Source organism: Qipengyuania sp. L-5Y (genome assembly GCF_056859455.1).
The window spans coordinates 16487-29420 of the sequence record NZ_JBSXOM010000017.1 but is presented as its reverse complement, the minus strand read 5'-3'; the positions used below and the strand labels follow the sequence as shown (position 1 = coordinate 29420).

The 12934-nt window shown below is 58.5% G+C and carries 11 protein-coding genes; 6 read left to right on the top strand and 5 right to left on the bottom strand.

The window, feature by feature from the left end:
• The first annotated feature begins 63 nt into the window (after positions 1-63).
• The 5 genes from AC13F2_RS01770 to AC13F2_RS01750 all read left to right on the top strand — a co-directional run bounded on the left by AC13F2_RS01770 (position 64) and on the right by AC13F2_RS01750 (position 6407).
• The gene (locus AC13F2_RS01770; protein ID WP_482964141.1) at positions 64-1701 is read left to right on the top strand and encodes an ATP-binding protein; all 1638 of its coding nucleotides are present in this window, start codon (positions 64-66) and stop codon (positions 1699-1701) included.
• Position 1702: 1 nt separating this feature from the next.
• On the top strand, positions 1703-2527 hold the full coding sequence (locus AC13F2_RS01765; RefSeq protein WP_482964142.1) for an HNH endonuclease: 825 nt from the start codon (positions 1703-1705) through the stop codon (positions 2525-2527).
• Between the two features lie 148 nt (positions 2528-2675).
• Positions 2676-4346, top strand: a complete 1671-nt coding sequence (locus AC13F2_RS01760; protein ID WP_482964143.1) for a DEAD/DEAH box helicase — start codon at positions 2676-2678, stop codon at positions 4344-4346.
• On the top strand, positions 4346-4780 hold the full coding sequence (locus AC13F2_RS01755) for an EcoRII N-terminal effector-binding domain-containing protein (RefSeq protein WP_482964144.1): 435 nt from the start codon (positions 4346-4348) through the stop codon (positions 4778-4780). The genes AC13F2_RS01760 and AC13F2_RS01755 overlap by 1 nt, the downstream gene beginning before the upstream one ends.
• A gap of 67 nt (positions 4781-4847) precedes the next feature.
• Positions 4848-6407: a hypothetical protein gene (locus AC13F2_RS01750; protein ID WP_482970443.1), complete on the top strand. Its 1560-nt coding sequence runs from the start codon at positions 4848-4850 to the stop codon at positions 6405-6407.
• Here the strand turns inward: AC13F2_RS01750 and AC13F2_RS01745 are convergent.
• The 4 genes from AC13F2_RS01745 to AC13F2_RS01730 form a co-directional block, all read right to left on the bottom strand.
• Positions 6360-6881, bottom strand: a complete 522-nt coding sequence (locus AC13F2_RS01745; RefSeq protein WP_482970442.1) for a very short patch repair endonuclease — start codon at positions 6879-6881, stop codon at positions 6360-6362. The genes AC13F2_RS01750 and AC13F2_RS01745 overlap by 48 nt on opposite strands.
• Entirely contained in the window at positions 6874-8106 is a 1233-nt protein-coding gene (gene dcm / locus AC13F2_RS01740) for a DNA (cytosine-5-)-methyltransferase (protein WP_482964147.1), read from the bottom strand. The genes AC13F2_RS01745 and dcm overlap by 8 nt, the downstream gene beginning before the upstream one ends.
• Before the next feature lie 114 nt (positions 8107-8220).
• Positions 8221-9519: a type II toxin-antitoxin system HipA family toxin gene (locus tag AC13F2_RS01735; RefSeq protein ID WP_482964148.1), complete on the bottom strand. Its 1299-nt coding sequence runs from the start codon at positions 9517-9519 to the stop codon at positions 8221-8223.
• Positions 9516-9875: a helix-turn-helix domain-containing protein gene (locus tag AC13F2_RS01730; RefSeq protein ID WP_482964149.1), complete on the bottom strand. Its 360-nt coding sequence runs from the start codon at positions 9873-9875 to the stop codon at positions 9516-9518. Before AC13F2_RS01730 ends, AC13F2_RS01735 begins: the two co-directional genes overlap by 4 nt.
• Before the next feature lie 149 nt (positions 9876-10024).
• Between AC13F2_RS01730 and AC13F2_RS01725 the strand changes: the two genes are divergently transcribed.
• Complete coding sequence (locus tag AC13F2_RS01725) at positions 10025-10228, top strand: hypothetical protein (protein ID WP_482964150.1); 204 nt, start codon at positions 10025-10027, stop codon at positions 10226-10228.
• 3 nt (positions 10229-10231) lie between these two features.
• Here the strand turns inward: AC13F2_RS01725 and AC13F2_RS01720 are convergent, their stop codons facing one another.
• A complete protein-coding gene (locus AC13F2_RS01720; RefSeq protein WP_482964151.1) occupies positions 10232-12934 on the bottom strand; it encodes a conjugal transfer protein TraG N-terminal domain-containing protein in 2703 nt (900 codons plus the stop codon).

The following is a 12934-nucleotide window of genomic DNA, read 5'->3' as shown; positions in this document are numbered from 1 at the left end:
TTTGGCCTTCTTAATAACAATGACCTACACCATCCCCCGCAATTCTGAACCGACTGGTGCCCAATGAACGATCTTATCAACCAACCCGATGCTCCTAGGCTCATCTACGGCCTTCGTGACACCGGCTACAGTTTTAATACTGCAGCAGCAGATATCATTGACAATTCCATCGCTGCGAATGCGTCTGAAGTAAATGTTCGGATAGAGTTGGCTGAAGATGGTCGGAAGTTTGTCTGTTTCGGTGACAATGGGGACGGCATGAACGGCGAAATGCTATTTAATGCCATGCGTTACGGTGCACCCGCCAGAGCGAATCTTGCGAGCCTCGGCAAATTCGGTCTTGGCCTTAAAACGGCATCCAGTTCGGTTTGCCTCCGGTTTACGGTTATTTCCCGCCAGTCCGACGAGGCTGACTTCGCTAAGCTCGCTTGGGACCTCGAGCATGTCGAAGAGCAGAACCAGTGGGAAATGCTCCGCGAAGAAATGACCGCAGACGACTATGAGCTCTTTGAAGAGCTTTGTGGTGACAAGGGCACGCTAGTAGTCTGGTCCAAATGTGACCGTCTGTTGTCGAAGGAATATGACGATCCTGGCGGCGCGAGGGAACAGGCTGCAATCAGGAGGCTGGGTGAGCGGCTGATCGACCATGTCGCTCTTATTTATTATCGCTTCCTCGACGAGGGGGACGATCGTGAGAGGCACGTTTCAATAAGCGTAAATGGCGAGCAGGTCAGACCGTGGAACCCGTTTTATCCTGAAAAGGCCGATCAAGTCCTCTCTCCTGAACAGCAGAAGCTTGAGATCGAACTGGAAGACGGGTCTGTTGAAACAGCGCAAATCAGGGCGTGGATTTTGCCCAACCGCCGGGATCTCACCAAAGACGAGCAGAAAGTCGCGAATATCACCAACCGCGGTCAGGGGTTTTACATTCATCGCGAAGGCCGTGTGATCCAGCAGGGTGGCTGGCTCGGCGTGTTTGGCGCTGTTGAGCCGCACACATCATTGTTGCGCGTCGAGTTCGACTTCACTCATAAGCTTGACGAGGCCTTCAAAGTCGACGTCAAGAAGTCGAAAATTCTCTTCGACCCGGCTCTTGAGGAAGCTCTAAAGACCCTTCTTCAGCCGACTTATCGCGAAGCAGGCAACCGCTACCGGCGCAAGGAGAAAGCAGCTGCGGTGGAGCGCGGCGTCGATCACGGCAGCGCGAATAAGGTCATCGGCAATACGCCTTCGACCAAAAAGCCGGACGTTCAGTCTGCCGACGCGGGTCAGAAAACCGCTACGCTCAACAACAATCGCGGTGCAGGCATTAAGCTCCGGGTGCCCGTGGATACGCACGTAAACCCGGATAGTATTCACGTTGAAGCTGTTGAGACCATCACGTCCGGCGATCTCTGGGAGCCGGCTATGCGCAGCGATGCCGAGTCAGGCTTCGTGGCAGGCGTCCGCATTAACAAGCACCACGACTTCTATCTGAAAATCTATCAGAGGGCTGCCGCCAGCGGCTATGCAGTTGAGGGCATGGATCTGCTGCTGTGGGCTTTTGCTGTGGCTGAGCAGAACAACACCAACGATGACCTTGAGCCGATATTCGAAGACATTCGCAACGAGATTTCGACCAATCTCAAGAAGCTGCTGCGTGAAGTGCCTCTGCCCGACGACGAAGAGCTGACAGAAGCCGGGGACGAAGAAGGGGACTGAGATGCTTGCCGAGAAGCAGGCCCTGATCCGCCGGGAAGTCGAGGAGGGAACCGGCGCTGCAATTTGTCTGGAGGAAGACAGGTCCGGAGTGCAGACAGCAATCAGGCTCTGGTTTGCAGACCTTGAGCGCTCTCACAGCCCGATAGTCACTCTTCGGCCGACGGGTCTGCGCCGCTTCGAAGCGAAGCTGGCATTCGGCAATTTTGCAGCTGATACGATCCGGCAGATGCAGCAGGCAAGCGCAGAAGAAGTTCAGCTTGCAAGGGCGCTCGTCGCCTCAGTAGCGTCGAGCGCGGATCTGAAAATCGGTAACGGTCAGACTACCGAGGGCTGGACGATCGACAATGGCAGTTTCACGATCATCGCAGAGAAGCGGGGTATCGAGAGCCGGTTTGACGATGATTCCGTTGCGGAGACCTGTCGTGAGCTCGTCATCCCTGTTCTTGCCGCAATGGCAGAACTTTATGGATACGACCCGATCGAGGAAAGCGCGCCGTCTGATCAGGAAGCACTGACTGAAGGCGCCGTTAAACTCACCGTCGTACGCCGGCGCGAACGGAACCCACGCAATCGTCTGCTCTGCCTGCGTATCCACGGCGCCGTCTGCAAGATCTGCAGTCTTATTCCCGGCAAACTCTATGGCGATGCCGGGGCTATCATTGAAGTGCACCACCTGCAGCCTCTGTCTCTTTCCGGGGAACCCAGACCATACGATCCGGCAACAGACCTGATACCACTTTGCCCGAACTGTCATCGCGCGGTCCACACAAGGCGCCCTGTTCCGTGGACACCAGCAGAACTCAGAAGCAGGCTGTCCAGTGACTGACGGGCCTGCATCACTTCCTGCCGATTTCAGGCAGATTTCAGCGGCACCTCCCCAGGGCTGGGAGCTGTCGTCAAGAATTGTGCAGCCGGAAATCCGGATCCGGAAAGAGGGTGCTGGTTTTGCGATCCACGTTGCTGGCACCAGAACTGTGCGGGGGGAAAAGAAAGTCTGGGACGCGCCCGGCCCGGATTACAACTGGGTCGCCGACGGAAATGTAATCCGCCCACTTCCTCACGATACGCCGGCCATAGTCCGGCAGATGCTGGGCGGGCAGCTGCCGAAAACGCTCAGCTTTCCCGATGTGGTGCGTCTTGTCCGGCTGCGTAATCCCGACATACCTGTCATAGCTGAAGAGAGCGTCTTCCACTCAGCGCAATCGGCTGCTGCCGACCTGCGCCCGGATCAGGACATTCCGGGTCTGCATGCGACTCTGTTCCCGTATCAGGCTCAGGGCGTAGCATGGATGGACCAGACCATACGGCATACCGGCGGCCTCATTCTCGCTGACGAGATGGGGCTCGGAAAGACCATCCAGATCATTGCCCTGCTGCTCTGCGAAAAACCGGAAACGTCACGACCAGCCCTCATCATCTGCCCGACGAGCCTGATCGCCAACTGGCGGAAGGAGATAATGAAGTTTGCGCCCGAGCTTTCTGTTCTCATCCACCGCGGACACAACAGAACCGGCATCACCGCGGGTCTGCAGCGGGCCCAGGTCGTGCTTTCAACCTACGACACTGTGGTCAACGATATATCCATTTTTGCAGGCATGACCTGGTCATGGCTGATCTGCGATGAGGCGCAGGCTCTGAAAAACCCCGATTCCGGGCGCAGGCAGGCGATTGGGAGGATTCCCAGGCAGCGAACCATTCCGATGACAGGGACGCCGGTCGAGACATCGCTGCTGGATCTCTGGTCGCTTGCCGACCTCGCGATACCTGGATTGCTGGGAAGCCGGGAGGACTTTGAAGCCGATCATCCGGACTCCGAGGAATCGGCAAAGAATCTGGCTCGGCTGACCGATCCCGTGGTTCTCTGCCGAAAGGTGAGTGATGTCGCCGGCGATCTTCCGGAGCGCATCGATATCGATCTGCCACTCGAACTCGGCGATGAGCTTTCCCCGCGTTATGATGAAGTACTGGCCGAGACGCTTGAGAAGTACCCTGTGGCAGGCAATCTCGTCGCGACAGGTCAGTTGCAGCTCTTCTGCGCCCATCCCTGGCTGCAGGGATCCGGCGATCCCGACGGAGATCAGGACGCGAGGATCGATCCGTCAGCCGGAATGCCGCTCTTCACACCGAAGGTGGAGCGCACAATCGCCATTCTCGAAGAGGCATTCAGGAGCGGACGCAAGGTTCTCCTCTTTGCAATTTTCAATCGCTGTGGCGAGATTATCCGTGAGGCAGCGCAGGGACGGCTGCCGGATGCATTCTGGGGGGCGATCAATGGGTCCACGCCGCAGGAAGAACGGCAGGTAATCGTTGACGCATTCTCCGGCCACGATGGGCCGGGCTGTCTTGTACTCAATCCAAAGGCGGCGGGTGCGGGACTCAACATAACCGCTGCAACTGTAGTCATTCACTTCACACAGGCATGGAACCCTGCGCTTGAATCCCAGGCAAGCGCCCGCGCGCACCGGCGCGGGCAGACCGAACCTGTCTATATCTACCGGCTGTTTTACGAGGACACGGTCGAACGGGTAATGATTGACCGATCTCAGTGGCGTCGCGAACTTGGCAACGAAGCAGTCCCGGTGTCATCACGTGATGCCGATGATCTGAAGCGGGCCCTCTCAATCCGGCCCGGCGGAGAAAATTGATGAGCAGTCAGACATATGAGAAGCCGCTGACGGCGAACGACACCGGAGAAACCGGAGGTCATCAGGCAGGAATACACATACCGAAATCACAGACGGATCTGATCGCGCTGCTTCCGTTCCTCGATCCTGCGCAGAAGAACCCCGATGCGTGGCTGGAAATGACGGACGACACGGGTGTGACCTGGCGCTTCCGCTATATCTACTACAACAACAGGCTTCATGATGAAGGCGGGACTAGGGACGAGTACCGCATCACCCATATGACCAAGTTTTTCCGCGCTGTTGGCGCGACGGAAGGCGATGTACTCGTGCTTACCGGATCTCCGGGAAGTCTGACCTATTCTGTGTCAGTCCGGAAGGAAGAGTCGCGTCAAGGCGAGGAGGCGGGTGCACCGGTGAGGGTCCGCCTGAAAGGCTGGCGCCGTGTACATTAGAGAAGCTGGAGAGCCGGTAGATCCGCCAGGAGCGCAGCACCAGGGTAGCATCCGACAACCTGGATCGGTGGATAATCTCCCGATCGGTGTCCTTCACCTTGGTGTGAAGACTGCAACGCTGGAGAGGGCCGGTTTCCGCACCGTCGGCGATCTCGCCAGCGTAACCAGGGAGCAGATCATCCGGATCCCCACAGTGGGCTGGCGTACAGCCGATCTGCTATGTGAAAACCGGCAAGCGCTGATTGATGTTTCGGATGCTGAGACGGGCACTGACTGGGACAGGTACTGCGAAACCACGCGTATCCCGCTCCTGCCGCATGAGGGCCGGCCGCGCTCGGGTAAAGACTTTCTGGCTTCCCTTCCGGACTTTATCGAAGAGGTCGCCGACAATCTCGCAGACGAAACCTTTTCAGCAATTCTTCGCGAACGCATCTGTCAGCCCCCGGAACGGCAGAAGACGCTCGATGAAATAGCTGCGACAACCAGCCCTCCGGTCACCCGCGAAAGGATCCGACAGAAGGAGAAGAAGCTGCTGGGGCAGCTGACCGGCGGGCTACTTAACGAGACCTATGGAACGCTGGGAATACATTTCCGTCCGGAGTTTTCGATCTGGTGGAAACGGGCTGCTGACCGTCTTTCCCACCTTGAGGAAATCGAGTTCACAGATTTCGTAGAGGCCCTCTCCGCTGAATGGGAGGTGCCCAATCATGCGGTCATAGCACAGCTCCCGATCATCCTTGCGATCGTCACCGGCGAACCGCAGATGTCCGGTGAGTTTCGGGCAGCGAGTCGTGTCGATCCACGGCTTTTCGGCGATCTGAGGGGGGAAGTGGTCGGGCTCCCACTGAACCGACTCAGACTGGGCAGATACGTTGAGCGTCTGGCTGAAGCCGGATCAGAAACTGTAGGGGATATCGTCGCGAGGTTGCGCGCCGGCAGCCTGGGGGCAAAGGGAGGAAAGGCGGCCGAGGTGGCTGCGATGCATGCAAATCAGCTGGCCTCCTGCCTCCGTGATGATGGTCTGATCGACTGGCCGTCATACCGGACAGCCAACGCACTGAGCTGTCTGCCAGCCTCGCCAACGGTCAATGCCGCTGAGTTCGTCGCCACACTTCGCGACACCGTCTGTGACTTGCTGACCGCGTGCCGCGTTACGAAGCGCGCGTCCGAAATTTACCGTCTCAGGACGAGCCGCACTCTTGGGAGCCAGATGACACTGCAGGCTGTCGCCGACGCCCTCGATACCCATCTGCCCACGGTCAAACGCGAAGAAACGGTGTTTCTGAGTTTTCTGAATGGAGTGCTGATCGGTCACGACTTCAGCAAGCTGCCTGTATGGCTGGATGACCTCTGGCTGGAATACTGGGACGAAGCCCGGGCCAGCTACGAAAGTGCCCGGGACAACTACGGAGAATTCTCGGAGAATCTTGCCTGGAAATGGCGACTGACGGTGCGCGACATCGGCAAAGCAGCACCAACGATCTGGGCAGTGCTGAGCGGCTACCCGAACGACAGGCGCTCGAAAAGAGCCATCAGCAAAGCTCCCGTCGTGAGCCCGATCATTGATCCGGACCCTCAGTTACCTGCCGGAAGGATCCGGCTCCGTGGCTTCCGGCGGGTGCATTGACGAGGCACGCATGGATTTTACATCCTGGCCTCTGATTTCGAGCAGTAGTTCATCACCCCTGAGCCAGGATGTCAGCCGCGTCAGGAGTTCCTTCAGTTCAATTCTGCTCTTTCCCTTGAGCGCGCACTCCCAGACGGTGGCAATGCGCCATCCTTCCGAAAGCAGCGCTGATCCGACAACTTTGTCCCGCTCTTGATTGGCGCCGATCTTTGCCGCCCAGAATTCGGTGCGTGTACCTGGAAGCCGGAACAAATGGCAATCATGACCATGCCAGAAGCAGCCGTGCACAAAGATAACTGCATGAAACCGGCTGAGGACGATGTCGGGCTTGCCGGGCAGATCCTTCCGGTTGACCCTGAAGCGATAACCCTGCCGGTGAAGGCCACTCCGAATCAGAAGTTCAGGCTTCGTGTCCCTTCCCCTGATAGCCGCCATGTTACGGCTTCTCGTCGCGGGATCATGGACGTCAGGCATACTCCCGGACAGCCACCTCATCGTTCGGGGCTGCTTCCCGGGTTATATGCGGACGCATGATCCTTGCGACCTCGCTAAACACCGGCACTGCCACCGAGTTACCGAACTGCTTATACGCCTGCGTATCGGAAACAGGGATCCGGAACGTGTCGGGAAAACCCATCAGCCTTGCGCATTCCCTCGGGGTTAGCCGTCGGGGATTCTTGCGTCCCTTTTGCTGCACAAGAATTTCAGAGCCGTCCTTGTAATAGCGCGCTGAGAGCGTTCTGCAGGTGTCGTCCGGGCCTACCAGGCCATAGCCAAAGCCATTGCCTGCTGCACGATGCTTGGCTGAGTAATCACGGAGATATTTCCAGAGGTGATTGCTCAGGGTATACTTGGCACTGACCGTCGCAAGTTCTCCCTCCGTATAGTGCGATTCTGCAATTTCGCTGCCGTTCTCGGGATGCAGTACCGATCGCATCCGCGCTTCGCCTTCAATCGGAAGCTTCAAGTCCGCCCAGTCGAATCCACTTTTTTCGCGGAAGCCAACGAGCACTATCCGTTCACGGTTCTGCGGAAGAAAATGACGTGCGTTTAGAACGCGAACATGGAGCTCGTATCCGAGGTCTTTCTCCAGAATTTTGCGGATGACCTCGAAGGTCCGTCCTTTGTCGTGGCTTTTCAGATTCTTCACGTTCTCGAGCAGGAATGCGCGTGGTCTGTGAGCCTTCAGGATCCGCGCAACATCGAAGAACAGCGTTCCCTGAGCTTCGTCAAGGAACCCATGCTTCCGGCCCAGCGCATTCTTTTTTGACACCCCAGCGATTGAAAATGGCTGACAAGGAAAGCCTGCGAGGAGAACGTCGTGCTCAGGAATCTCATCGACGGGGACTTTGGTAATATCACCGGCGATTGGCCGGTTGTCCGGATAGTTGGTGTGATAAGTAAGCTGTGCATATTTGTCCCATTCAGACGTGAATACGCAGCGGCCGCCTACGCCGTCAAAAGCCCGGCGTAGTCCTCCTATGCCGGCAAAGAGGTCAATGAATGTGAACCCCCCCGCATTTGTGTGTGTCGGGACTGTATCGGCTCGCTCACGCAGCCAGTCGAGCACGACTTTGCGAGGTCTGATCTGTCCGGACTCCCAGCGGAAAATCTCCCGTTCGGAGTAACCCAGTCTTTCTGCGAGTTCCTCGGTCGAGAGCCCGGCCCGGCAGCGTAGAATTCGGAACTCAGATTGCATATGTCTGCCTCGGGTGGTTGTGGCGACGGGATGTCATGAAAGTTCCCCACGGGCAAGTGCAGACATTTCAGTTTCAACAAGCAGCTGTAGGCGATCGCCCGGCCTGTCGGCTTCTCAGCCGATATCGCGGAATCCGCGCCTAGCCTTACATGCCATGTCGTCTTCCACTCCGGCGGTATTGCAGTGCCTGTTCCAGTTACTGACTGCGGCCCGGATCGTGTCGATGATCGACCTGGTCTCAGTAGGTTTCAGGTCAGCAAAGCGTCCGAACTCCAGCAGGTCATCGAGTTCGAAGCCATCCGTTTTACCGGCCAGAGACATCTGGTGCTCGTTGGTCCAGTCCCCGTCAGGATTGTAGGCGTAGACGACATCGAATGCGGGCGAGAGGCTCCAGCGACCCGCGCTGTCCATGAGGAAGGCGATGTTCTTGGTGTGGTCGTCCTGGTTCCGAATGAAGACATTGAGCAGCGCGCGGCGCACCTGCTCCCTGATCGCTTCGCGTCCGAGACCGAGCATGCGGATGGTCTCAATTGCCTGCTCATAGCTGTAGGCCCGAGCGAGGTTGAAATCGAAATGGCGCATCGCGCAAAGCGACTGCATGTGGAGCTTCTTGCCGTCAGGCGTGCGGTCGAATCGCTGGGTCATGAAATGTGCCCGCCCGCCTTCTTCGTGCAGACGAGAGCGAGCCATGTCGATGCCAGCCTCTCGGGCTAGCAGATAGCAGGCGTATTCAAGCCGTCCGAAGCCCATCGGGTCGGCGAGTTCCTTGTCGGCATTGCCCGACACTCCATCGAATTTGACCAGCCATTGCGTATAGCCGGGTCCTGCGGTCAGCTGCCCTGAATGGAATTCTCCGGTCTCCTCATTCCAGGCGAGGACGGCCTTGGCCCGGGCACCACCAGCAGAGGTGCCGACGCGCAGGATCTCTTGAAGTGCGCGATGATCATCTTCACCCTTGAGCACACCGGCCAGTTCTTCACGCGCAGCAATGACCCTGTTGGCGAGCTCTACGAGCGGGGCGATATCGACCGGCCGACCCTGTTCACGGCGCTCACCGGTGGCAGGTTCGAATTCGAGCGCGCCCATGCCTCTGCGGCCGGTGTAACAAAGGCGCTCGACCGGATCGAAGCTGTCGGCTGTGCGGCCCTGCTCGGCAAGGCAACGATTGATCAGCGCGGTGCCAAATTTGTCGGGCAGGCTGTCTGCCAGCATGCCCGGTAGCCCTTTGAAGGTCTCGTAATTCAGTGCGGGAAAGTCGTAGACGCCGCTTCGCAGAGGCATTGTGAGCGGGGCAACTTCGATACCGCTGCGGCTGAATTCCGGAGTGTATTCGAAAACCCCGACATCGCGATCCTCATCCCACAGGACGGCGCCGATCTGACGACCCCAGAGATTGACTACGGCGCGGGTCATGGGGCCTCGTCACCCCAGCTCCATTCCTCGCCAGCTTCACCTTCAGAAGACTTACGCACCCTCTGCCGCGCCTTGCCGGTGTCGGACCGGGGATCGAGCGGGCTCAGCTTGGCGTCCGGCATGATATCCAGGAGGCGGTCTTCAATTTCAAGCGCACGCATTATCCTGGCAAGGCTATCGATGGTCCCGCCATTGCCGGCTTCCAGGCGGACGAGCGTTGAACGCGAGATGCCAGCCATTTCCGCAAGCTCGGCCTGCTTGAGATTGCGTGATATGCGATACGCTTCGATCTGCTTCCCGAGGTCGGATAGCAGCACTGAGAGAGGGCGCAGGTCTGGTGAATCATAATGTGTCATTATCGAGACATTATCTCCGATATGGAGCTTTGTGTAGCGATTTTGCGTCTTTACATGAAGACACTTAATGTGTCAATATCGAGACGTAAATTGGCTTATTACCGATAATGCATCAAATTTGAGACTTTATGTAGGTCGGAGTGATGGAAATGGATGACGAGAAGGAGCAAAACGACCAGACGGACTGGAAGGGTCTACGAGAGATCGACCGTGCCATCTCCGAAAATCGCCTAACGTCATACTCTTGGAGGAAGGCTTGGGCCGACCCCTGGGGACGGGCGAAGATCATCACGGTGCTCACGCTGCTTGTAGCATTTGTGATCTTCGTTATCGTCTACGATCTGGTCCTCTGAACCCTACCACTGCTTCACATCATCTGCCGCTTCCTCGCTTGCGCCCGTGGCGCCCTGCGTTTGGCGGTCCAGGTAACCTCGAACGGTACCAATCCTTCCACGACCCTGCTGGCGAACCCGCTCGACCTCATCCGTGATGTCAGACCGATCAGGAGCATCGGGCATTGAGGGACCACCCGCAGAACCTACAGTTCCCCTAGCTCGCACCTGCCCAGCACTCCCGATCCCGGGGCGGCTGACAGGAGCGAAGTCCGGCAATGAAAGGTCGGCTTCGATGTCGTCCTGCAGCCGATCGGCATAGCTTTCGACAAACCGAGATTGCAGCTGCTGGCCGCGCGCGCTCATCTGGAACTCGATGTCATCGAAGCGCACCGGCCCGTAATAGTCGCGATTCCCTTCGATCTCGGCCATGCCCCATTCGCGATAGGCCTGGCTCAGGTTCAGCGTGCCTGCGGCGCTGTTGGCCTCGTACCAGCTGGCATGGTTCTCGAGGCGGCTGGCCATCTCTTCGGCCCGACGCGCCTCTCGCGTGTAGCTTTCGGCTTCGGTCAGCGATCGGCTGAGACCCGACGAGCTGGTCGACACTTGCGATACCGAGCTCGAGTTCGTCTCGCGCAGGAAGCCTTCACGCGTGTTCGACCAGTTGCGACTGTCGGAAAGCTGACGCAGCGTTCCCATGATCCTGCCACGGTCTTCCGAGGCGATTCCGATATCGCTGTCCGTCCACGATTGATTGCGACCGCCAGCCGCCTTGGCCCCAAGAGTTGCTGGCCCCAAATTGCCTCCTACGCCTGCGGAAGCTTCTCCATTTAGGAACCAGGATACAGTAATGTCGTCGGACGCGCGCCGCGACAGGCCGAACTGCTGCTGGAGCGTCCTTGAAGCATTGTCGACTTCGCTGAATGCCGTGCCAATGCTGTCGTTCGTGCCGACGCCGCTGACCGTGTCGGAGCTCTGACCCTGGCTGTAGGCGTTGCGAATCTCGCTGAACCGGGTGAGCGCAGAGCTCGTCGATTGCTGGGCGAGGTTGGCATAGGTCTCGCTCTGCGTCCGGCTCTGGCTCGCCATCGTTCCGAGGCGTCCGGTAAAGTCCTGCCCCAGTGTCGGCGTGAACGGATAGCTTGAATTCGGGACAGCAGCGAACTCGCCATCGGGGAAGCTGGTGGTCTGCGTGCCGCTGTCGCTGAAACCACGCGTCTGTGCCGCGCCATAGGCGATGTTGGGTGCAAGATTGCCCTGCGCAAACTGGCGGGAAAACACCGTCGAATTGTCGATGTTCGAATTGCCGAGCGAGACATTGCCGGTGCTCGCTTCGCGCGAGGCTTCCTCGGCCGCGTTCTGACTCGGGTTGAGATAGCTCGTTGCCTGGCCCGAGATCGCCAGTGCACCGCGCGCCACCCCGCCGGCAAGGAACGGGATCGAGGCGACAAGATAACCCGCCAAGATGCCGATATCGCTGTTGACGTCGCTCATGCCGGCAAAGGTCGCGAGGCTGAGACCCGTGCTGCCGCCAGCGGCGGCGACATCGCCCGCACCTTTGAACATCAGGATCATGTGCAGGATCACGAAGAGCGGTCCCCACGCCGCAAGGTAGAAGAATCCGGTGACATAGCCTCTCAATGCAATGGGGCCGGTTCGCGGCATCAGGAACAACGGAAACAGGACAGGGAACAGCGCGTAGAACACCACCGTCAGCACGACATTGAGGATCGGGACCCATTTCATCGCGTTGTGCGCGATCGAGGAATAGGTCCGCTCGGTCTGAATATCGGCCCGGGTCTGCGCAAAGACGTCGATACTGCCCGTTCCGCTCGCCCCTGCAAAGCCATGCATGGCCTGGTTCATGGCATTGATCGTCAGCACCTGGCGGAAAATGTCGCTCGCGCTGCGCGAGATGCCGGTGAGATACTGATAGGCAATAGGGAGATCGGCCATGAGCTTGGCCTTGGCGAGTGCTTCGGTCTGGCGCGGATAAAGCTGACGCCCCGCGACAAGCGTCATCTCGTCAATGAGGCTCGCCCATTGCCCCGACAGCGCGGTGTAGGCTTCGCGGCAGGTGATGATCGAGGCCGTCACGCTATCGTCGGCCTGCCGGGTCAGGAATTTCTGCGCGCGCGCCGCGCTCCCCGGTGCGATCGTCGTCCAGATGTCATCGCTCTCGGACAGCTCCTTCATCGAATAGCGGCCGAGCAGCAGATCGTAGAACACGCATTGCCGGACATGCTCGTCGAAGTTCGCGGCAAACTCCGGATCGGAAATGCGCAAGCTGCGCGTCGATTCAAGCAGCCGCGCGCCATAGATCATGCCATTCTTCGAGTAGTTGAGGTCGTCCGGCAGGCCGAAGACGAGCTCGGCCGAGCGGGTCAGATAGTCCCCCGCCTGGCTGGTGAAACTTGCCATCAGGGCAAGCCCAAGTGGGACATTGGCCACCGTTGCCGGTGCAAGGCTGGGATTGACCCGGTCGGTTACATGGACGTCCATGCGCGGCACCATCAGGCACATGTAGATGAGCGTCGCACCGAGGAACCAGTTGAGCCAGGCACGCCAGTCCTGGTTGAACGCGACCACTATGACCGCGAGCACCATGCCCATCACCAGCGCGACCTGAATGAGGCTTTTGTAGCCGCCCGCACCTGTCCAGGCGGCAACGGCGTTGAGGACATTGACGATGTACTCGCCGCCGCCGACCGTGAAAATCTCGACCAT